Consider the following 21,098-nt stretch of genomic DNA (forward strand, 5'->3'; position numbering starts at 1 on the left):
ACGCATGAATTCAACGCCGACGAGTCGGAACCGGCCGGACGGCGGGCTTTGAATGCCCGTCGGCACGATCACGAGCACCAACGCGAGTCAGCGCAGGACACGGAACGACCTTTCCCAGGCGGCGGGTCCTGCGAACACGGCAAGCGGCCACGCCCTGCCGGCCACCGGCCAAGCACACACTGATCACCCATGACGACGACCGCCCGCGGAGGGCGGTGTCGTGTCCGGAGAAAAAAGCATGGATCTGCGCAAGCTGAAGAAATTGATCGACCTCGTCCAGGAATCGGGCATTTCCGAACTCGAGATCACGGAGGGCGAGGAGAAGGTGCGCATCGCCAAGCAGCTCGCACCCGCTGCGGCGGCGAACTACCTCAGCCAGCCGGCCGGCCTGCCTGCCGCCGTCCCGGTAGCCGTCGCGGCGCCCGCTGCGGGCGAAGCCGTAGCCGAGGCACTGCCCGCCGGCCATGTCGTCAAGTCGCCGATGGTCGGCACCTTCTATCGCGCGTCGGCGCCCGGCGCCAAACCCTTCGTCGATGTCGGCGACAGCGTCGCCGAAGGCGACCGCCTGTGCCTCATCGAGGCGATGAAGCTGATGAACGACATCGAGTCCGAGGTCACCGGCACGGTGAAGGCGATCCTGGTCGAGAACGGCCAGCCGGTCGAGTACGGTCAGCCCCTGTTCGTCATCGGCTGATCGCCATGTTCGAGAAGATCCTCATCGCCAATCGCGGAGAGATCGCGCTGCGCGTCCTGCGCGCCTGCCGCGAACTCGGCATCAAGACCGTCGCCGTCCATTCCGAAGCCGATATCGAGGCGAAGTACGTCAAGCTCGCCGACGAGTCGGTGTGCATCGGACCGGCGTCCTCCACCCTGAGCTACCTCAACGTGCCGGCGATCATCTCGGCAGCGGAGGTCACCGACTCCGAAGCGATCCACCCCGGCTATGGCTTCCTCTCGGAGAACGCCGATTTCGCCGAGCGCGTCGAGCAATCGGGCTTCGTCTTCATCGGTCCGCGTGCCGACACCATCCGCCTGATGGGCGACAAGGTGTCGGCCAAGGAAGCGATGAAGCTCGCCGGCGTGCCCTGCGTGCCCGGCTCGGAAGGCGCACTGCCGGAGGACCCGAAGGAGATCGTGAAGATCGCGCGCGCCGTCGGCTACCCGGTGATCATCAAGGCCGCCGGCGGCGGCGGCGGCCGCGGGATGCGGGTGGTGCACACCGAGGCCGCCCTGCTCAATGCGGTGACCACGACCCGCTCCGAGGCCCAGGCCGCCTTCGGCAACCCGGTCGTATACATGGAGAAGTTTCTCGAGAACCCGCGCCACATCGAAATTCAGGTGCTGGCCGACCAGCATGGCAACGCGGTGTATCTCGGCGAGCGGGACTGCTCCATGCAGCGCCGCCACCAGAAGGTCATCGAGGAGGCGCCGGCGCCCGGCATCGACCGCAAGCTGATCGCCAAGATCGGCGAACGCTGCGCCGAGGCCTGCCGCACGATCGGTTATCGCGGTGCCGGCACCTTCGAGTTTCTGTACGAGAACGGCGAGTTCTACTTCATCGAGATGAACACGCGCGTGCAGGTCGAACACCCGGTCACCGAGCTGATCACCGGCATCGACATCGTGCAGGCGCAGATCCGCATCGCCGCGGGCGAGAAGCTGTGGTTCCGCCAGCGCGACATCGAGTTCCGTGGGCACGCGATCGAATGCCGCATCAACGCCGAGGATCCGTTCAAGTTCACCCCCTCGCCGGGCAAGATCACCAACTGGCACATGCCGGGCGGCCCCGGCATCCGGGTCGACTCGCACGTCTATGGCGGCTACACCGTACCGTCGCACTACGACTCGATGATCGGCAAGATCATCTCCTACGGCGATACGCGCGACCAGGCGATCCGGCGCATGCGGATCGCACTTTCCGAGATGGCGGTCGCCGGCATCAAGACGAACGTGCCGCTGCACCAGACGCTGATGCTCGATCCGCGCTTCAACGAGGGCGGCACCAGCATCCACTATCTCGAGCACAAGCTTGCGAATCGGAACGAAGTACAGAGCTGAGCGCGCGATGTGGATTTCGGTCACCCTGCAGGCCGACGCCGACAAGGCGGAGGCACTGTCCGACGCACTGATGGAGGCCGGTGCGCTGTCGGTCTCGATCGAGGACGCCGACGCCGGTACCGAAGCGGAGACCCCGCAGTTCGGTGAACCGGGCCACCTGCCGACCGCGCTGTGGGACCACAGCCGCGTCATCGCCCTGTTCGATGCCGCGGCGGGCGAAGAGGCATTCCGTACGATCCTGCTCGAGGCCGCGCGAGCGGCCGGCTTCGACGAGGTGCCGCCTTTCAGCTCCGAGGCGGTCGCCGAGCAGAACTGGGTGCAGCTCACGCAAAGCCAGTTCGACCCGATCCGCATCACCGAGCGGCTCTGGATCGTGCCCTCGTGGCACGAAGCACCGGATCCCGACGCGATCAACATCGAGCTCGACCCGGGCATGGCCTTCGGCACCGGCTCCCACCCCACCACCCGACTCTGCCTCGAGTGGCTGTGCGAGGTCGTCGAACCCGGTCTGAGTGTGCTCGACTACGGATGCGGCTCGGGCATCCTCGGGATCGCCGCGGGGCTGCTCGGCGCGAGTGACATCCTCGGGGTCGACATCGACGACAAGGCCGTCGAGGCCGCGCGCGACAACGCTGCCCGCAATCGGGTGACGATGCGGGTGCAGCACTCCGCGGAGCCGCTCGCCGAGACCTTCGACCTGGTGGTCGCCAACATCCTCACCAACCCCCTGTGCGTGCTCGCGCCCGCGATCGCCGCGCGCGTCGCCCCCGCGGGTCGGATTGCGCTCTCGGGGGTGCTGGAGAGCCAGGCCGGGCAGGTCATCGAAGCCTGGGCGCCCCACCTCTCGCTGCGGGTCGGCGCCACCTCCGAAGGATGGGTGCGGCTGGAAGGCGAGCGCCGCGCCGCCGTCCGCTGATGCAGACCCGTTGCCCAGCCTGCCGTACGGTCTTCCGGCTGCGGCCGGATCAGGTGCAGGCCCGAGAGGGCTTGGTCCGGTGCGGTTTCTGTTACCAGGCCTTCAACGCGCTCGAGCATCGCATCGCCCTCGACGAGGCGGTCGACGGGAACGACGAGGAAACGCTCACGCTGCCACCCGCTGCCGCCACGCCTCGGGCGGAAGGCGAGTTGCGGATACCGGCCCAGGCCACGCGGCCGATGCAGGACAGCACGGCAGGCGAGGCGCCGACCACGATGCGCGAATCGCTGATCGCACGCGCCGCTGCCGCGGCCACGCCGCCGTCCGACGGCCCTGCAGTGCTGCGCAAGCCCAGGGTCGCCGCGGCACAGGCGGCGGATACCGCGCGCCTGCTGGCGAGGCCCGACAACGCAGCGAGGGCGGAGCGCACGCACGAGCCCCCCCGCCTGCGCCCGCAGGACATCGAGAATGCACCACCCCGGCCGACGCCGCAGGCACAGCCCGTCAACACCCGGATGGACTCCGCACGCCTGGACGCCGCCTACGGCCGCCCGTCGAGCGAGCCGAATCCCTTGCAGCGCACCCTCGGCGGCCTCGCCGCAGGGCTTCTCGCCGGGATCCTCGCAGTCCAGGCGATCTACCTGTTCCGCACCGAGATCGCACGCGAACTGCCCGGACTGCGCCCGCTTCTGGTCGACGCCTGCGCGGCCTTCGGCTGCACGGTGCCGCTACCGCGCGAACTGGGACGGATCAGCCTCGAGTCGTCAGACCTCCAGTCCGAGCCGAACCGATCAGGTCAGTACGTGCTGCTGGCCACGCTGCGCAACCAGGCGGAATATCCGCTGGCCTTGCCGCACCTGGAACTCACGCTCACCGACGCCGCCGACCGTCCGATAGCCCGGCGCGTGATGCCGCCCGCCGACTGGCTGCCTGCGCACCATGCCGACACCGCCCTCGAGGCACGCTCCAGCAAGGCGATACGCGTCGACTTCGAAATCCGCGAGCTCATGCCCACCGGTTACCGCATCCATGTCTTCTACCCCTGAGCGCCCCGACCCGGCCGCCGACGCCGATCCGCGCACGACGGCCGAGCCGAACCCGGAGAGTCCCTTCAAGGGCAAGAGCGGCCTCACGCGCATCCTCAACGCCTTCGGCTACTCGCTCGCCGGTCTGCGCGCAGCGTTCCGCCACGAGGACGCCTTTCGCCAGGAATGCCTGCTCGCGGCGGTACTGATTCCCCTCGCCCTGCTGCTGCCGGTGGGCAGCGTCGGCAAGGCGATGCTGGTGGGCAGCGTGTTTTTCGTGCTGGTGGTGGAACTGCTGAATTCGGCGATCGAGGCCACGGTGGATCGCGTCTCGCTTGAACGTCACCGACTCGCCAAGCGCGCCAAGGACATCGGCAGCGCAGCGGTGATGCTTTCGCTGCTGAACCTGGCGCTGGTGTGGAGCCTGGTGGTATTCGGCTGAAAACCGGCGAGCCCAGGCGCTCCGCCGGCCGCGCTCAGCGGGTCACGCGAGTCGTGCCGCCGTCGCGCAGGATGCGCACCCGCTCGCCGACGCGGAAGCGTTCGCCCGCATCCTCCTGCACCACCGCGAGAAACTGGCCGTTGTCGAGCCTCACGGTGACTTCGACGCCGGGCTTGCGGGTCGCCCCCTCCTCGATCGCGGAACCCGCGACACCGCCGACGACTGCGCCGAGCACCGCGGCCACCGCCGAGCCGCGGCCGCCGCCGACCGTGCTGCCCGCGATGCCACCGACCGCCGCCCCCGCAACCGAACCGATCGGTGTCTTCGTTCCTTCGACCTGCACCCCGCGTACCGACTCGATGGTGCCGAACTGCACGACCATCGCTCGCCGCGCCTCGCTCCGCGCGTAATCGCTGCCGCCCAAGCCGCCCGCACAGCCGCCGAGCATCAGGCCGGCCAGCAGCGCGCCGAGCACGACGCGTGCCCGAATTCCCCGCATCTTCACCACAGTTGCTCTCCAAAGGCCGACGCATAGCGTTCGGCGATCTGTGCGCGTGAGGGGCGATGGTTCTGGCCGCCGCGCGTCGCGATCTTGATCGCGCCCATCACCGCCGCCAGCTGCCCCGTCTTGCGCCATTCCCAGTTGCGGGAGATGCCGTACAACAAACCCGCTCGATAAGCGTCGCCGCAACCGGTCGGATCGACCATCGCATCCGGCCGCGCCACGCCGATCTCGAGCACTTCCCCGCCGACGTGAATCGCCGAGCCCTGGCCCCCGCGGGTCACCACGAGTGCATCGAGCTTGGCGGCGATCTCCTCGAGGCGATAGCCGGTCTTGTCGCACAGCAACTTCGCTTCGTAGTCATTGACCGCGCACCAGCTCGCCCGTTCCAGGCAGTCGCGAAGTTCCTCGCCGCTGAGGATCGGGAGCGCCTGCGCGGGATCGAACATGAAGGGCGTGCCCAGTTCGGACAGGCCCTGCACATGGCGCAGCATGCCCTGGCGGCCGTCGGGCGACACGATCGCCAGCGCGATGCCCTCGGCATCGCGCACCCGGTTGAGATGCGAATGCTGCATCGCCCCCGGATGGAAGGCCGTGATCTGATTGTCGTCGAGGTCGGTAGTGATGAAGGCCTGCGCGGTGAAGGTCCCCGGCACCTCGCGCACGTGCTCGCGGCTGATGCCCAGATTGTCGAGCCGACGGCGGTACGGATCGGCGTCCTCGCCGAGGGTGGCCATGATCAGCGGATCGGCGCCGAGCAGCTTGAGGTTGTAGGCGATGTTGCCCGCCACCCCGCCGAACTCACGGCGCATGTCGGGCACCAGGAAGGAGACGTTCAGGATGTGGATCTGGTCGGGCAGGATGTGATTCCTGAAGCGATCCTCGAACACCATGATGTGGTCATAGGCCATCGAGCCACAGACGAGAATGGACATGTCGCCCCCAAGCGGTTGTCGAATCCTTCGATTATACGGGCGACCGCAGCCGCCCTGCGCCCGCGTGCGGCGAGCGCCGCCTCAGAGCACGGCGCGCAGCTTCTCCGCCATTTCCGCCAGCGCCTCGCGCGACGGGTTCTTCGCCGGCCAAGCCAGTTCCATGCCATCCCCATGCCAGCGCGGCAACACATGGATGTGGAAGTGGAACACGGTCTGCGCGCCGGCCGGCTCGTTGGCCTGCAGCAGGGTCACACCCTCGCAGCCGAAGGCCGCCTTCGCCGCACGCGCCATGCGCGCGGCGGTCTTCATCGCCGCCCCGGCGAGCTCGTCGTCGAGCGTATAGACGTTGTCGCGGTGCGGCTTGACCAGCACCAGCATGTGCCCGGGATTCACCGACTGGATGTCCATGATCGCGAGCGTGTGCTCGTCCTCGTACACCTTCGATGCCGGCAGTTCACCGCGGGCGATCCGGCAAAAAACGCAGTTCTCCATCGTCGCCTTCCTCTTGTCATGGGCTACGTCACCGCATCGTAACCAGCACATCACCGCACTGCAACACGACCTTTCGAGAATGTTCGCACCAGACAAGGAAGAGGCCATCCCATGCTAGAGAAAAGCCAGCAGCGCAAGGCCCGCCCCGGCCGCAACATCCATGTCGGCCTCGCCACCTGCGAGACCGAGATCCTCGAGGCGCAGAAGCTGCGTTACCGCGTCTTCGCCGAGGAGATGGGCGCCCGCCTGTGCAGCCGCACGCCGGGTGTGGACCGCGATCTCTACGATCCCTGGTGCGAACACCTGATCGTGCGTGACGAAGATGCGGGCCGAATCGTGGGCACGTACCGCATCCTCTCGCCCGCGGCCGCGCGCAAGGTCGGCGGCTACTATACGGAGAACGAGTTCGATCTCACCCGCCTGCAGCACCTGCGCAGCCGCATCGTCGAGATCGGCCGTTCGTGCATCGACGCGGAGTACCGCAGCGGCGCGGTGATCGCCATGCTGTGGTCAGGCCTCGCGCGCTACATGCGCGACAACGACTACGACTACCTGATCGGCTGCGCCTCGGTGAGCATGGCCGACGGCGGCCACAATGCGGCCAGCCTGTACAATCGCCTGCGCGAAACCCACCTGGCGCCGCTCGAGTACCACGTATTTCCGCGCTGCCCGCTGCCACTCGACCAGCTGCGCACCGACCTCGAAGCCGAAGCGCCGCCGTTGATCAAGGGTTACCTGCGCGCCGGCGCCTGGATCTGCGGCGAACCGGCCTGGGATCCCGACTTCAACACCGCCGACCTGCCGATCCTGATGCCGATGGGCAAGATCGAGGGTCGCTACGCCCGCCACTTCCTGGAACGCGAAAACTGAACACGCTGACCGAATCCACGCCCCGCGCCCGCACCGCCACCCCGGCACGCGCGCCGCTCGTGCTGCGTGCCTGGCGCTACGCACGGCTCGGGCTGCATCTGCTCGAGGGCAGCCTCACCCTCGCCTGCGTCTTTCCCCTGGTCCGCCCCGCCACCCGCCTGCGCCTGCGCCAGCGGTGGTCGACGCACCTGCTGGGGGTGCTCGGCATCGATTTGCGGACGGGCGGTCAGGCGGTGCAGCCGGGCAGTCTCCTGGTGGCGAACCATATCTCGTGGGTCGACATCTTCGTCATCAACGCGCTCGCCCCGACCGCCTTCATCTCGAAGGCGGAGGTACGCGCGTGGCCGCTGATCGGCTGGCTCGCGGCCCGCCACGAGACCGTCTTCCTGCGTCGCGGCAGCCGCGGCCACGTCCGCCAGGTCAACGCCGAGATCGCCGCGCTGCTCGAGGCCGGACGCAACGTGGCGGTCTTTCCCGAAGGCACCACCACCGACGGCAGCAAGGTGCTCGGCTTCCATGCGGCGCTGCTGCAGCCAGCGCTCTCCGCCGGCCACCCGGTGCAGCCGGTCGCACTTTCCTACCGCGGGCCCGACGGCAGCTTCAGTCGCGCCCCGGCCTACGATGGAGACATCAGCCTGGGGGCCTGCCTGGCGGCGATCGTCGCCGAACGCGGCCTGGTCGCGCACGCGCAGCCGTCCGCACCGATCCCCGCCGGTGCACAGGCGGATCGACGCAGCGTGGCGCAAGCCGCGCGCGAGATCATCCTGCGTCTCACGCTCGACCTCGAACCTCAGGCCGAGACCTGGAAGACTTCGCCGTCCTCCACCCGCAGCGCGGTCAGCTTGCCGCCCCAGACGCAGCCCGAGTCGAGCGCGATCAGCCCCGGCGCACGGTAGAAACCCAATGCCGACCAGTGGCCGCACAGCACGGTATGCGTGCGGCTGAGGCGATCGGGCACCATGAACCACGGCATCGTGCCGCGCGGAGCCTGGTCGGGCGAGCCCTTGGCCTGCAGCACCATGCGGCCGTCGGCGGTACAGAATCGCATCCGGGTGCAGGCATTGACGATGGTGCGCAGCCTGTCCCAGCCGCGCAGCGATTCAGACCAGCGCTCGGGTTTGTTGCCTGCGAGATTGAGGAGGAACTGCCTCGCCTCCGGCCCCGCGAGCGCTGCAGCGACCTCGTCCGACAGCGCCTTCGCGCGCGCCACCGTCCAGCCCGGCAGGAGCCCGGCGTGCACAAGCACATGCTCGGCCTCGACGTAGACCAGCGGCCGCGAGGCGAGCCAGCCGAGCAGCGCCTGACGATCTTCCGCCTCGAGGACCTGGTACAGCGTGTCGTCGTTGTCACGCCGCTTGTAGCCCGCCGCGACCATCAGCAGGTAGAGATCGTGATTGCCGAGCACCACCGTCGCCGCGGAGCCGAAATCGCGCAGCAGGCGCAGGACCTTCAGCGACTCGGGACCGCGGTTGACCAGATCGCCGACCACCCACAGGCGATCCGACGCCGGGTCGAATTCGATCCTCGCCAGCAGCCGCTGCAGCGCGCCAAAACAGCCCTGAATGTCGCCAATTGCGTAGGTCGCCATCGATGCCAAGTGAAAAACCGTGATTGCGCGAGAATTCTAACCTGCGCGGCGTTGGCTCACCGTTACCGGATTTGCCCGCGGACAGGCCGAGCGCTCACCGGCTCGACGCCGCCAGCATCGCGCCGGCACCGATGAACAGACCGCCGAACAAGCGGTTCTGCAGCCGGATCGCGCGCGCGTCGCGCAACAGCGGCCGGAAGCGGGCGGCGAGCAGCGCGTAGCAGGACATCACCGCGACGTCGACCACGACCATGGTCAGCGCGATGACGAGGAACTGCGGCAGCTGCGGCCGACCGGGCACGACGAACTGGGGCACGAGGGCGGCGATGAAGACGATCGCCTTCGGGTTGGTGAGATTCACCAGCAGGCCCTGGCGAAACAGCCGTCGGCGCACCCTCCCCCCCTCCGCCGCACCGACCTCCGCCTCGAAACCCTCTGCCGGGGCGCGCCACTTCACGATTCCAAGCCACACCAGGTAGGCGGCCCCCGACAGCTTCACCACCAGGAAGGCGGTCGCCGACGTCGCCAGCAGGGCCCCCAGGCCCAAAGCCACCACACCGAGCTGGAGCAGCAGCGCGGTTTCCAGGCCGGCGATGCCGCGCAGGGCGGCGAGATAGCCGTGGCGCAGGCCATTCGACACCGACAAGACGGCGCCCGGCCCGGGCGACACCGCGATCACCGTAGAAGCCATCACGAATGCGAGCCACATGCTCCAGCTCAAGCCGCCCTCCTCAAGCGAAGATGCTGTGCAACATCTTCGCGCACAGCAGCATCAGCACGCCTGCGAAGACCTTCTTCAGGGTCGCCACCGGAAGCCGATGCGCGAGCCGTGCGCCGTACGGTGCCGTCGCCATGCTGACGAGCGACACGAACACCAGCGCCGGAAGGTAGACGTAGCCGAGCGTCAGCGGCGGCGTGCCCGCCGCATTCCAGCCATTGACCAGATAACCGACCGTACCCGCGAGCGCGATCGGCAGACCGATCGCCGCCGAGGTGCCGATCGCGTTCTGCACCTTGACGTTGCACCAGGTCATGAAGGGCACCGACAGCGAGCCGCCGCCGATCGCGACCAGTGCCGACACGCCGCCGATGAGCAGGCCGGCCGCGCTCATCCCGGCCGTGCCGGGCAGTTCACGCGTGGGCTTGGGCTTGATGTTGAGCAGCATCTGGATCGACACGTAGCCCATGAACACCACGAAGAACACCGCCAGGCCGGCGGTATCCACGCGGGAGGCGATGAAGGTGCCGCCGAAGGTGCCGAGCAGGATGCCCGGCGTGATCCGGCGCACCACGTCCCAGCGCACGGCGCCATGGCGATGGTGCGCCCGCAGGCTGGAGACGGAGGTCATCACGATCGCCGCCATCGAGGTCCCGAGCGCCATGTGCACCACCTGCGCGAGAGGGAAGCCCTGGGCCAGAAAGAGCGTTGTGAGCATCGGCACCATGATGCCGCCGCCGCCCACACCAAGCAGGCCGGCAAAGAAACCCACCACGGCCCCAAGGACCGGATAGGCGAGCCACCAGATATCGAATGTCATCTTCGTTGCGCTTGTCGTCCTTCCTGCCTGGCGCCGCCGGCTCGCGTGTCGCGACAGGCGCACAAGCGCGGAAGGGCGCGGCTTGCACCGCGCCCTTCCGCAATTGGCCCCCCGCCTGTGCCGTCTCCGCCGATCATCCTGAACCTAGGGTTCAGGGGGGTCGCATTCCGTCCGCTTTCAGGCTCGCTCGCGAGGAGCATGCACACCAGCGGGTTCAAAGGGCCGCGACCGAGTCTCTCGACTATTGGTTCAAGGAATCTACGACTTCGTCGAACACTGCAGGGGATTGATCTGGCGGGAAAAACCCGCTTCTAGAACCGCTTTTCCTGCTGCGCCAGAACACCGTCCAGGCGCGCTTTCATGAGTCCGATTCTACGCCTCGCGCCCGGCATGTCAAACCCGCCGCCGCGCTGCACCTGGAGCGATTCGTGCGCGATGTTGAGCGCGGTCATCACCGCCAGGCGCTCGCCCGACGCCTGAGTCTTGGCGCCGAGCTCGGCGAACTTCTCGTCGAGGAGCGTGACCGCCTCGAGCAGCGCCGCCCGGTTCTCCGGGGTGCAGCCGACGCGGTATTCCCTGCCGAGCAGGACGATGTCGAGAAAGTCTCCAGCCATGTCTTCAGGCCTCCGGCAGTTTGTCGAGGACCGCCTCGAAGCGGTCGGCGGCGCGCTTGAGCTTGTCCGCCAGTGCGCGGTTTTCCGCCTCCACGCGCACCACGCGTGCATGCAGCTCGACGTTTTCCGATTTGAGCTTGCCGTAAAGGGCGATCAGTTGCTCGATGCGTGTCTCGAGCTGGGTCAGTTCGTTTTCCATGGCGCGATCGTAGTGAGGGCTGCAGTCGGGGTCAATCGGGCCGCGCTCAGCGTTGCACCTGGCTGACGTCGCGCACCGCACCGGTATCGGCCGAGGTGGTGAGCGCCGCGTAGGCCTGGAGCGCCGCCGACACCACGCGCTCGCGCTTGACCGGCTTCCACGCCGCGCCGCCCTTCGCCTCCATCGCCGCGCGCCGGCGGGTCAGTTCCTCTTCGGAGATCGCGAGGTGGATGCGGCGGTTCGGAATGTCGATCTCGATCGTGTCGCCGTCCTCGACCAGCGCGATCGCGCCGCCCATCGCCGCCTCGGGCGAGGCGTGGCCGATCGACAGGCCGGAGGTGCCACCGGAGAAGCGGCCGTCGGTGAGCAGCGCGCACTCCGCGCCGAGGCCGCGGCTCTTCAGGTAGGAGGTCGGGTACAGCATCTCCTGCATGCCGGGACCGCCCTTGGGGCCTTCGTAGCGGATCACCACCACGTCGCCGGCCTGCACCTGCTCGCCGAGGATGCCCTCGACCGCGTATTCCTGACTCTCGTACACGCGGGCCTTGCCGGTGAACGTCCAGATCGATTCGTCCACGCCCGCCGTCTTCACGATGCAGCCCTTCTCGGCGATGTTGCCGTAGAGCACCGCGAGGCCGCCGTCGGCGGTGAAGGCGTGCGCCTTGTCGCGGATGATGCCGTGCTGGCGGTCGCTGTCGAGCGCCTTCCAGCGCCGGTCCTGGCTGAAGGCGACCTGGGTCGGCACCCCGCCGGGCGCCGCGCGATAGAAGGTGTGCACCGACTCGTCGCTCGTGCGCTTGATGTCCCACTTGTCCAGCGCCTCGGCCATCGAGGCGCTGTGAACGGTGGGCACTGCGGTGTGCAGCAGCCCGGCGCGGTCGAGCTCCCCAAGGATGCTCATGATGCCGCCGGCACGATGCACGTCCTCGACGTGAACGTCGGCGATCGCAGGCGCGACCTTGCACAGGCAGGGCACGCGACGGCTGATGCGGTCGATGTCCTTCATGGTGAAATCCACCCCCGCCTCCTTCGCCGCCGCGAGCAGGTGCAGCACGGTGTTGGTCGAGCCGCCCATCGCCACGTCCAGGCTCATCGCGTTCTCGAAAGCCTCGAAGCTGGCGATCGAGCGCGGCAGCGCCGAGGCGTCGTCCTGTTCGTAATAGCGGCGGGCGAGTTCGACGATGCGACGGCCCGCCTCCTTGAACAGGCGCTCGCGGTCGGCGTGGGTGGCGAGCGTGGTGCCGTTGCCCGGCAGCGAGAGGCCGAGCGCCTCGGTGAGGCAGTTCATCGAGTTGGCGGTGAACATGCCCGAGCAGGAGCCACAGGTCGGGCAGGCGGAGCGCTCGATGGCGTCGACCTCCTCGTCCGAGCAGCTCTTGTCGGCGGCCTTGACCATGGCATCGACGAGGTCGAGCGAGATGACCTTGGCCTCCCACTTCACCTTGCCCGCCTCCATCGGCCCGCCCGAGACGAAGATCGCCGGGATGTTCAGGCGCAACGCGGCCATCAGCATGCCCGGGGTGATCTTGTCGCAGTTCGAGATGCACACCAGGGCGTCGGCGGTGTGGGCGTTGCACATGTACTCGACGCTGTCGGCGATGAGGTCGCGCGAGGGCAGCGAGTACAGCATGCCGCCATGGCCCATGGCGATGCCGTCGTCCACCGCGATGGTGTTGAACTCCTTGGCGACGCCGCCGGCGGCCTCGATCTCGCGCGCGACCAGCTGGCCGAGGTCCTTGAGGTGCACATGGCCGGGCACGAACTGGGTGAAGCTGTTGGCGATCGCGATGATCGGCTTCTCGAAGTCGCCGTCCTTCATGCCGGTGGCGCGCCATAGCGCGCGGGCGCCCGCCATGTTGCGGCCGGCGGTGGAGGTGCGGGAACGATACTGAGGCATGGGGGCGCTCCGGAAGACTGTGCGGGAAAGTCCTCGAGTTTAACGCCGCGCCTTCTCCCGGTCACCCGTTCCGCGGCGACAGAGACCCGTGCGCGGTGGCCGCGGGCCTGCAAGCATGCGTATCATCGTGCAACGCCACCGCCCGCCGGAGTCCGCATGTCCGCCCAGCCCACCTCCTCCGCCCCCGCCACCGACGGCATCACCGAGGGCTTCGACCTCGACCCGGTCGAGATCCGCGTGCTCGGCGTCCTCATCGAGAAGGCCTTCGTCACGCCGGACGCCTACCCCCTGTCGCTGAACGCGATCCTCACCGGCTGCAACCAGCTCACCGCACGCGAGCCGGTGATGAGCGTGTCCGAAGCCCAGGCGCAGGCGGCGATCGATAGCCTGATCGCGCGCCGCCTGGTGTCGCGGCGCGACCAGGCGAGCTCGCGCGTGGCGAAGTACGAGCACCAGGTGCGCCTGCGCCACTCGCTGCCGCCGCCGGAACAGGCGGTGCTGGCGGTGCTGCTGCTGCGCGGCGCGCAGACCGCGGGCGAGTTGCGGCAACGCTGCGAGCGCCTGCACCGCTTCGACGAGATCTCCGCGGTGGAAGCCGTACTCGAACATCTCGCCGACAAGTTCCCGCCGATGGCCACCACCCTGCCGCGTGCGCCGGGCACCAAGGAAACGCGCTACGCCCACCTGCTCGGGGGCGAGGCGGCGGTGCAGGAAATGGCCGAAGCCCAGGCCGCGGGCCCGGGCGCGCCGGGCGCCGGACGCGGCCGGATCGCCGAACTCGAGCTCGAGGTCGCGCGCCTCGCTGCGGCGCTCGAAACCCTGCGTCGCGAGTTCGACGCCTTCCGCCAGCAATTCGACTGACCCCCCGACCACCTGCCTGCGGCCCATGCTGACTCATCCCCAGTTCGACCCCATCGCCTTCTCGCTCGGCCCCCTTTCGGTGCGCTGGTACGGCCTGATGTACCTGATCGCCTTTCTCCTCTTCATCGTGCTCGGCCGCATCCACGCCCGCCGGCGCCCGGAGCTCGGCTGGGATGCGCAGGCGATCGACGATCTGCTGATGTACGGCGTGCTCGGCGTGATCATCGGCGGCAGGCTGGGCGAGGTGCTGTTCTTCCAGCCCGGCTACTACCTGAGCCACCCGCTCGAGATCTTCGCCGTGTGGAAGGGTGGCATGAGCTTTCACGGCGGCTTCCTCGGCGTGCTCGCGGCGATGTGGCTTTACGGACGCCGGCACGGCAAGGGCTTCTGGCAGGTCACCGATTTCATCGCTCCGCTGGTGCCCACCGGGCTCGCCGCCGGGCGTATCGGCAACTTCATCAATGGCGAACTGTGGGGCCGGCCGGTGGAGACGGAGCTGCCCTGGGCGATGGTCTTCCCGTGGGTGGACGCGCTGCCGCGCCACCCCTCCCAGCTCTACCAGGCCGCCGGCGAGGGCCTGCTCCTGTTCGCGATCCTGTGGCTCTACTCGGCCAACCCCCGCCCGCTGCGTGCGGTGTCGGCAATGTTCCTGATCGGCTACGGCCTGCTGCGCTTCGCCGCCGAGTTCTTCCGCACGCCGGATCCCGGGATCTTCGGCACGCTCGCGCTGGGGCTGTCGACCGCGCAATGGCTGTGCGTGCCGATGGTGGCGGCGGGCGCCCTGCTCCTGCTGCGGACCCGCGCCCGCTGAGCGTCGCCGGCCGACGTCATGCCGGCGACGTTGGTGCGCGCTATGATCGCAGGCGACGACGATCGGGAGTGAGATGCCATGTCCGCCAGCGACCTTGTTTCACGGAGCCTTTCGAAGATGCGCGAGATGGTCGCGAACGCGACCACGCGCAAGCGCGAGCCCACCGAGCGCGAGATCGAGCGCGTGCGCGGCCAGCTGCAGGAATGCGCGGAAGGCCGCGGCGGCGAGGTATCGACCCGGCAACGCGCCGCCCGCCTCGCGGAAACCTATCTGCGCCTGGACGATGCCGGCCGGCACGCCTTCCTGCGCATGATCGCCCTCGAGTTCGGACCCGATCCGGCAGCGGTCGCCGCAGCGCACGAGGACTATCAGGCGGCGATCGGCACCGACACCCAGTGGGATGCGGAAGCCCGCCTGCGGGCGGCGATGCGCTCGCGCCGGCTGCGCATCCTGACCCAGTTCAACGCGATCCCGCAGGGCGTGAAGTTCCTCGTCGACCTGCGCGCCGACCTGCTGCGCTTCGTCGCCGAGGATCCGTTGCTGAAGCCGCTCGACCGCGAGCTCGAGGCCAGGCTCAGCGCCTGGTTCGACGTCGGCTTCCTCGAGTTGCAGCGCATCACGTGGAATTCGCCTGCCGCCCTCCTCGAGCGGCTGGTGGAATACGAGGCGGTGCACGAGATCCGGTCCTGGGCCGACCTCAAGAACCGGCTCGACTCCGACCGTCGCTGCTACGCGTTCTTCCACCCGCGGATGCCGCTCGAGCCGCTGATCTTCGTGCAGGTCGCGCTCGTCGAGGAGCTTGCCGACGACGTCCAGCGGCTACTCGACATCGATGCCCCGCTGGCGAACGCGGCCAAGTCCACGACGGCCATCTTCTACTCGATCAGCGCGACGCAGAAGGGTCTGCGCGGGGTGTCCTTCGGCAACTTCCTGCTCAAGCGCGTGATCGACGACCTCAAGCGCGACTTTCCCAAGCTCAGGACCTTCGCCACGCTGTCGCCGATTCCGGGCCTGGTGCGCTGGGCCGCGCAGAACCCGGAGGCCCTCACCGCCGCGATCACCGACGCCGACTGGAAGCACCTCGCGGCCGCCGGAGCCGACGCCCCCGAGTCCCCGCTGCTGCGCGGCCTGCTCGAGGGCAGCAGCGACTGGATGGAGGACGAGGCGCTCGCCACCGCGCTCCGCGCCCCGCTCCTGCGCGTGGCCGCCTACTACCTGACCCAGGCGAGCCGCAACGACCGGCCGGTGGATTCGGTTGCCCGCTTCCACCTCGGCAACGGCGCCCGCGTCGAACGCCTGAACTGGCTAGCGGACACCTCCGCGCGCGGCCTGTCGCAGTCCTGGGGCATCATGGTCAACTACCTCTACGATCCCGACCGCATCGAGCAGAACCTCGAGGCCTACGAGGACGAAGGCAGGGTCGACGCCTCGCCCGCGGTGCGCCGCATGGCGCGCCAATGACCGGCCGGTGAGCGGGAGGCGCCCCTCGCCGGCGCACGGACATATTGCACAGCACACGGATGGCCGATCGTCTAACCTTGCCCATGTCGGGCATCGCCCGATTCGGAAATCTCCCAGGGAGAGACGTGTGCGCCTACCTTTTAGGCATTCTTCGATCCGCGTCCGCCTGCTGCTGGCAAGCACGGTCGTCCAGGTGGTGTTGCTGACCCTGCTGCTCGCCAACAGCGTGCGGCTGATGAACAATGCCGCCTCGGCCAGCTTCGACACCCTCGTCGTGCAGAACGCCAGCATGCTGCACGCGATGGCGGTCGCCTATGGCGACCAGCAGCGCTATGGCGAGCTTCAGGACGTCCTCGGCGAACTGCTGGCGGACTCGGGCGAGGGGCTGATCTATGTGCGCGTGGTGAGCCCGGACGATCGCCTGCTGGTCAGCGCCGGCCTGCCCGAAATGCGCCAGCTGCCGCCGCCCACCGGCGAACTGACCGACTCGCTCGACGGCGTGCTGGGCAAGCCGCTGATCCATGTGCGCAAACCGCTGCTGCTGCCGCGCAACGAAGTCGGCTTCCTCCAGTTCGGGGTCGCGGTCTCGGTGCTCGCCGCCGCCCGCCAGGCGATCGTCGAGCAGGGCACGATCATCGCGCTCTCCGAGATCGCGCTCACCGCGCTGCTGCTGTCGGTGATCGGCTACCTGCTCACCCACAACCTCGGCCGTCTGCTCGCCGGCAGCAAGGCGATCGCCGAGGGCCACCTCGATCACCGCCTGCCGGCCGAGGGCGAGGACGAGCTCGCGGTGCTCGCCCGCCACTTCAACATCATGGCCTCCAACCTGCAGCAGCGCATCACCGAACTGCAGCACACGGCCTCCAGGCTGAGCGCGAGCGAGGAGCGCTATGCGCTCGCGATCGGCGGCGCCAACGACGGCCTGTGGGACTGGGACATCGAGGGCGGCAGCGCCTACTATTCGGATCGCTATTGCGAAATCCTCGGGCTCGCGCCCGGCAGCCTGCCGTCGCGTCCGGACGTGATCTTCGCCTACATGCACCCGGACGACATCGAGAACTACCGCGATCGCATGATCGCCCACCTCAAGGGCGAGAGTGCGCAGTTCATGGTCGAGCACCGCGTGCGCCTGCCCGACCACCGCTATCGCTGGGTGCTGACGCGCGGCGTCGCTCGCCGCAACGAGCGATCGCGCGCAGTGCGGATGGCGGGTTCGATCGGCGATGTGGACCTGCGCAAGCGGGCCGAGCAACAGCTGCTGCACGACGCCCTGCACGACAGCCTCACCGGCCTGCCCAACCGCGCGATGTTCCTCGAACACGCGCTGCGCGCGATCGGGCAGCAGCGCCGCGACCGCAGGTATCGCTTCGCCGTGCTGGCGATCAACATCGAACGCTTCAGCCTGGTCAACGACAGCTACGGCCACGCGGTGGGCGACGAACTGCTGCGCCGGGTGGCCCGCCACATCAGCAACTCGATGCGCGAGGGCGACGTCGCCGCACGCGTCGGCGGCGACCAGTTCGCCCTGCTGCTGAACGGCATCGGCGATTCGACCGACGCGCTGCGCATCGCCGAGTCCCTCGTCGAGCTGCCGGGGATCGACATCGCCGGCGCCGGCTGCAGCTTCGACCTCCACTGCCGCATCGGCGTCGTCGTCAGCGACCCGCAGCGCGAGGATCCGGAATCGCTGCTGCGCGATGCGGACAACGCCCTGCACCGCGCGCGTCGAAGCTCGACCAGCGCGATCGAGTTCTTCCACGATTCGATGCACACCCAGGCGGTGCGTACGCTGCAGCTCGAGGCCGACCTGCGCGAGGCGCTCCGTACCCGCAGCCTGACCGTCCACTACCAGGCGATCGTCGCCCTCGCCGATGGCCAGCCGACCAGTTTCGAGGCCCTGGTCCGCTGGCCGCACCCGGTGCACGGCATGATGCCGCCGAGCGAGTTCGTCCCGCTGGCCGAGACCCTCGACCTGATCCACGAGCTCGGCATGCAGGTGCTGGAGACCGCCTGCACCGACATCCGCGAACACCTCAGCCTTCATCCCGCAGCGCCGGCGCTGCGGGTCGGCGTCAATCTGTCCGCCCGCCAGCTCGCCCGGCCGCGCCTCGCCGAGGAGCTGCTGGAGGTGATCGACCGCAACAAGGTCTCGCGCAAGTGCCTGCGCTTCGAGGTGACCGAAAGCCTGCTCACGCAGCCCGACGGCCCCGCCTCGCGTACGCTGCAGGCGCTGCGCAGCGCCGGCTGCAGCGTACTGATCGACGACTTCGGCACCGGCTACTCGACCCTGAGCTATCTCCACACCATCCCCTGCGACGTGGTCAAGCTCGACGGCTCCTTCGTCCATTCCATCACCGAGGATCCGCGCCTGCGCGCCATCGTCCGCCGCAGCATCCAGCTCGCCCACGATCTGGGGATGACGGTGGTGGCGGAGTGCATCGAGACCGAAGCGCAACACCGGATCCTTCGCGAGGTCGGCTGCGACTACGGCCAGGGATACCTGTTCGCCCGCCCCATGCCGCGCGAGAGAGCGTGGAGTCGGCTCCAAACCAAGGTCACGGAAGTCCATTCATGAAGACGTTACTGCTCGCGCTGATGAGCCTCTGGGCGCTCGAGGTCCACGCAACGCAGTCCGACATGCTCGACCTGTCCGGCTTCGCCACCCTCGGCGTGGCGGTCACCGATCGCAACGACACCCGTTTCAGCCGCGTCGGCTTCGATCACCCCGGCGATCAGAATCCCGACTTCGGTCCCGACTCGGTGCTCGGCATCCAGGCAAACTGGCGCTTCTCGCCGCAGGCGGCCGCGGTGCTGCAGGTCCTGAGTCGCGAGAGCCCGCGCGGCAGCTACATGCCGCGCCCGACGCTCGCATTCTTCAGCTACCAGCTCGATCCGGCACTGACCGTTCGGCTCGGACGGATGCGCGGGCCCTTCTTCATGTTTTCGGACACGATCGACATCAACTACGCGCAACCCTGGATTCGGTCGCCGATCGAGGTCTACGGCCTCAACCCCTACGTCGATCTGGACGGCGTCGATCTGCTCTACCGGACTCGCATCCGGAACGTCGACATCGAAGTTCATCCCTACTTCGGCAGCAGCCGGATCGACGTCTTCGAGGACGGCGAAAGCCGCCTGAAAGGGATCATCGGCATGAACCTGGCCCTGTCGAGCGGCGATCTGTCGATTCACGCGGGCTACAGCAGCGCCGACCAGAAGCTGCAGTGGAGTGACCCGCTCCACGACTGGCTCCAGGGCGCGCTGAGACGCACGGAAGGCGGGGTGCCGTTTGCCGAGCAGATGTCCGGCAGCGACGGCCGTGCCCGCTTCGCATCCGCCGGCTTCCAGTGGGATAACGGGCGCTGGCTCCTGATCGGCGAATATGCGCGGCGCAAGGTTTCGCAAAATGCCAACAGCGCCCACGGCTGGTACCTGACGGCCGGGCGTCGTTTCGGCACGGTCATCCCGTACCTGACGTACGCGCGCCAGATTCAGGATGAAGCGATCGTGGACATCCCCCCCGCGTCCGAACTCAGCGCGGCCGTCGAATACTTCAACGCTTCGCGCAATCTCGCCCAACGGAGCGTGACGGCCGGGGTTCGCTGGGATTTCGCGGACAACGCAGCACTCAAGGCCGAGCTCATGCGGGCAGAGACCGCCGACGGCGCCAGCGGCTCATTCTACTCTTTCGACACTTCCACTTCAGCCCTCGTCCGCGGGCGCACCGTGAACGTGCTGAGCGTATCGATCGATGTCACCTTCTGAGCAAAATCCGGCGTCCTGGCTGCGACTGCTGGTGCTCGCCGCACTGATGGCGGGGGCACTGCCGGTGAACGCCCAGGTGGTGATGGTGACCGCCGCCGCAGGCCCGGTGGAGACCCTGAGCCGGAGCGAAGCCGAGCAGCTCTATCTCGGACGGCGGACGACCCTCGACAATGGTCGGGCGGTGAGTCTGCTCGATCTTCCCATCGGCGCCGTGCGCAATGCGTTCTACCAGCAACTCACCGGAAAGAACCCCATTCAGATTCGCGCCTACTGGTCGCGCCAGGTCTTCACCGGCCGCGCGCTGCCGCCGCGCGAGGCGCGCGGCATCGAGGAAGCGCGCGAGATCCTCGTGGCCGAACCGAACACCATCGGCTATCTGCCCGAAGCCGAGATCGACTCGCGCCTGCGCATCCTGCTTCGCCTCCCTTGAACCATGCAGGGCGCCGATCCTATTGACCTCGGTCTGCCTCGGTGTTGTAATGCGAATCGTTCTTGTTCCTAGTGATGATTTCCGTGACGACTCCGCCCCACCGCGCCGAGCCCGGCGGCAGCGCAGCGCATGCCACCGAAAGCGAGCCACGGCCCACACTCGGAACGGCGATCCCGAGCGCGATGCTGCTCGGCGGCAGGGATACGGTCGCCATCGAACATCGCGGAGTCATCTATGTCCTGCGCGCGACCCGCGCCGGGAAATTGATCCTGACCAAATGACGGCGGCCCTCGAGGCCGCAGAATACGAATCCAGTTTCGAGGGCGAAACATGTACGTTTGCGTCTGCAACGCGATAACCGAACGCCACATCGGCCAAGCCGTCGACGAAGGCATGTGCAGTCTGCGCGAGCTGCGCGAGCAGCTCGGGGTCGGTGCCGAATGCGGCCGTTGCGCCCGCCATGCGCGGGAGTGCATGCACGCCGCCCTCGGGGGCGGCAGCTCGCTTGCCCCTGCCGCGGCGGCGGTCGGCCTGTGCGCGGCTGTGCCGGCGATGGAGGCCGCGTGATCGAGTCGCCCTGGTCCGCCCCCGGGATCGTCCGCACCGCCTCGCCTGCGGGGCGTGGCCTGCGGCCGCGCGCGGGCGCCACGAGATGAGACCCGCGTTGCAGCACGTTCGGTTCATTCCATCCGGC

The 21,098-nt window shown here is 68.3% G+C and carries 24 protein-coding genes and 1 other RNA gene; 15 read left to right on the top strand and 10 right to left on the bottom strand.

Annotation, left to right across the window (positions count from 1 at the left end):
- Nucleotides 1-238: 238 nt before the first annotated feature.
- From accB to BB334_RS02605, 5 genes are read left to right on the top strand one after another with little or no spacing between them, the layout of a single operon-like run.
- Entirely contained in the window at nt 239-694 is a 456-nt protein-coding gene (gene accB / locus BB334_RS02585; RefSeq protein WP_068804001.1) for an acetyl-CoA carboxylase biotin carboxyl carrier protein, read from the top strand.
- Between the two features lie 5 nt (nt 695-699).
- A complete protein-coding gene (accC, locus tag BB334_RS02590) occupies nt 700-2,058 on the top strand; it encodes an acetyl-CoA carboxylase biotin carboxylase subunit (protein ID WP_068804003.1) in 1,359 nt (452 codons plus the stop codon).
- A gap of 7 nt (nt 2,059-2,065) precedes the next feature.
- Entirely contained in the window at nt 2,066-2,974 is a 909-nt protein-coding gene (gene prmA, locus BB334_RS02595) for a 50S ribosomal protein L11 methyltransferase (RefSeq protein ID WP_068804005.1), read from the top strand.
- Nucleotides 2,974-4,020: a zinc-ribbon and DUF3426 domain-containing protein gene (locus BB334_RS02600; RefSeq protein WP_232756629.1), complete on the top strand. Its 1,047-nt coding sequence runs from the start codon at nt 2,974-2,976 to the stop codon at nt 4,018-4,020. The genes prmA and BB334_RS02600 overlap by 1 nt, the downstream gene beginning before the upstream one ends.
- On the top strand, nt 4,004-4,441 hold the full coding sequence (locus BB334_RS02605; RefSeq protein ID WP_083200240.1) for a diacylglycerol kinase: 438 nt from the start codon (nt 4,004-4,006) through the stop codon (nt 4,439-4,441). Before BB334_RS02600 ends, BB334_RS02605 begins: the two co-directional genes overlap by 17 nt.
- Before the next feature lie 34 nt (nt 4,442-4,475).
- Here the strand turns inward: BB334_RS02605 and BB334_RS02610 are convergent, their stop codons facing one another.
- The 3 genes from BB334_RS02610 to BB334_RS02620 all read right to left on the bottom strand — a co-directional run bounded on the left by BB334_RS02610 (nt 4,476) and on the right by BB334_RS02620 (nt 6,370).
- Nucleotides 4,476-4,940, bottom strand: coding sequence for an outer membrane lipoprotein (locus tag BB334_RS02610; RefSeq protein ID WP_088179145.1), 465 nt, complete (start codon nt 4,938-4,940; stop codon nt 4,476-4,478).
- Nucleotides 4,941-4,942: 2 nt separating this feature from the next.
- Entirely contained in the window at nt 4,943-5,878 is a 936-nt protein-coding gene (locus BB334_RS02615; protein ID WP_068804009.1) for a carbohydrate kinase family protein, read from the bottom strand.
- Between the two features lie 81 nt (nt 5,879-5,959).
- Nucleotides 5,960-6,370 carry an HIT family protein gene (locus BB334_RS02620; RefSeq protein WP_068804011.1) on the bottom strand — a complete coding sequence of 137 codons (411 nt, stop codon included), beginning with the start codon at nt 6,368-6,370 and terminating at the stop codon, nt 5,960-5,962.
- Between the two features lie 111 nt (nt 6,371-6,481).
- Between BB334_RS02620 and BB334_RS02625 the strand changes: the two genes are divergently transcribed.
- Complete coding sequence (locus tag BB334_RS02625) at nt 6,482-7,240, top strand: GNAT family N-acetyltransferase (protein WP_068804012.1); 759 nt, start codon at nt 6,482-6,484, stop codon at nt 7,238-7,240.
- Nucleotides 7,241-7,299: 59 nt separating this feature from the next.
- Nucleotides 7,300-8,136 carry a lysophospholipid acyltransferase family protein gene (locus BB334_RS02630; RefSeq protein ID WP_068804014.1) on the top strand — a complete coding sequence of 279 codons (837 nt, stop codon included), beginning with the start codon at nt 7,300-7,302 and terminating at the stop codon, nt 8,134-8,136.
- On the opposite strand, the gene BB334_RS02635 is transcribed toward BB334_RS02630, so the two are convergent.
- From BB334_RS02635 to ilvD, 7 genes are all read right to left on the bottom strand, one after another.
- Nucleotides 8,031-8,828, bottom strand: a complete 798-nt coding sequence (locus BB334_RS02635; protein WP_068804016.1) for a symmetrical bis(5'-nucleosyl)-tetraphosphatase — start codon at nt 8,826-8,828, stop codon at nt 8,031-8,033. The two genes, BB334_RS02630 and BB334_RS02635, sit on opposite strands and share 106 nt — an antisense overlap.
- Nucleotides 8,829-8,922: 94 nt before the next feature.
- Entirely contained in the window at nt 8,923-9,549 is a 627-nt protein-coding gene (gene rhtB, locus BB334_RS02640; RefSeq protein WP_068804018.1) for a homoserine/homoserine lactone efflux protein, read from the bottom strand.
- A gap of 10 nt (nt 9,550-9,559) precedes the next feature.
- Nucleotides 9,560-10,366 (bottom strand): sulfite exporter TauE/SafE family protein, encoded by an 807-nt coding sequence (locus BB334_RS02645; protein ID WP_068804020.1) that lies wholly within the window; start codon nt 10,364-10,366, stop codon nt 9,560-9,562.
- Between the two features lie 104 nt (nt 10,367-10,470).
- Nucleotides 10,471-10,654: non-coding RNA, 6S RNA (gene ssrS, locus BB334_RS02650), on the bottom strand.
- Between the two features lie 23 nt (nt 10,655-10,677).
- Nucleotides 10,678-10,980, bottom strand: coding sequence for a cell division protein ZapA (locus BB334_RS02655; protein ID WP_068804022.1), 303 nt, complete (start codon nt 10,978-10,980; stop codon nt 10,678-10,680).
- Nucleotides 10,981-10,984: 4 nt separating this feature from the next.
- Nucleotides 10,985-11,179 (bottom strand): hypothetical protein, encoded by a 195-nt coding sequence (locus BB334_RS02660; protein ID WP_068804024.1) that lies wholly within the window; start codon nt 11,177-11,179, stop codon nt 10,985-10,987.
- Between the two features lie 46 nt (nt 11,180-11,225).
- A complete protein-coding gene (ilvD, locus tag BB334_RS02665; RefSeq protein WP_068804026.1) occupies nt 11,226-13,076 on the bottom strand; it encodes a dihydroxy-acid dehydratase in 1,851 nt (616 codons plus the stop codon).
- A gap of 156 nt (nt 13,077-13,232) precedes the next feature.
- Between ilvD and BB334_RS02670 the strand changes: the two genes are divergently transcribed.
- The 8 genes from BB334_RS02670 to BB334_RS02705 all read left to right on the top strand — a co-directional run bounded on the left by BB334_RS02670 (nt 13,233) and on the right by BB334_RS02705 (nt 20,971).
- Entirely contained in the window at nt 13,233-13,937 is a 705-nt protein-coding gene (locus BB334_RS02670; protein ID WP_068804028.1) for a YceH family protein, read from the top strand.
- A gap of 25 nt (nt 13,938-13,962) precedes the next feature.
- A complete protein-coding gene (gene lgt / locus BB334_RS02675; protein ID WP_068804030.1) occupies nt 13,963-14,748 on the top strand; it encodes a prolipoprotein diacylglyceryl transferase in 786 nt (261 codons plus the stop codon).
- 78 nt (nt 14,749-14,826) lie between these two features.
- Nucleotides 14,827-16,209: a malonyl-CoA decarboxylase gene (locus BB334_RS02680; RefSeq protein WP_068804032.1), complete on the top strand. Its 1,383-nt coding sequence runs from the start codon at nt 14,827-14,829 to the stop codon at nt 16,207-16,209.
- A gap of 127 nt (nt 16,210-16,336) precedes the next feature.
- The gene (locus BB334_RS02685; RefSeq protein WP_068804034.1) at nt 16,337-18,784 is read left to right on the top strand and encodes an EAL domain-containing protein; all 2,448 of its coding nucleotides are present in this window, start codon (nt 16,337-16,339) and stop codon (nt 18,782-18,784) included.
- Nucleotides 18,781-19,974 (top strand): hypothetical protein, encoded by a 1,194-nt coding sequence (locus BB334_RS02690; RefSeq protein WP_068804036.1) that lies wholly within the window; start codon nt 18,781-18,783, stop codon nt 19,972-19,974. Before BB334_RS02685 ends, BB334_RS02690 begins: the two co-directional genes overlap by 4 nt.
- On the top strand, nt 19,961-20,404 hold the full coding sequence (locus tag BB334_RS02695) for a hypothetical protein (protein WP_068804038.1): 444 nt from the start codon (nt 19,961-19,963) through the stop codon (nt 20,402-20,404). Before BB334_RS02690 ends, BB334_RS02695 begins: the two co-directional genes overlap by 14 nt.
- A gap of 71 nt (nt 20,405-20,475) precedes the next feature.
- On the top strand, nt 20,476-20,685 hold the full coding sequence (locus BB334_RS02700) for a hemin uptake protein HemP (RefSeq protein ID WP_232756639.1): 210 nt from the start codon (nt 20,476-20,478) through the stop codon (nt 20,683-20,685).
- A 49-nt stretch (nt 20,686-20,734) separates the two neighbouring features.
- The gene (locus tag BB334_RS02705; protein WP_068804042.1) at nt 20,735-20,971 is read left to right on the top strand and encodes a bacterioferritin-associated ferredoxin; all 237 of its coding nucleotides are present in this window, start codon (nt 20,735-20,737) and stop codon (nt 20,969-20,971) included.
- The last annotated feature ends 127 nt before the right edge of the window (nt 20,972-21,098 follow it).

Source organism: Thauera phenolivorans (assembly GCF_001696715.1).
Taxonomy (GTDB): domain Bacteria; phylum Pseudomonadota; class Gammaproteobacteria; order Burkholderiales; family Rhodocyclaceae; genus Thauera; species Thauera phenolivorans.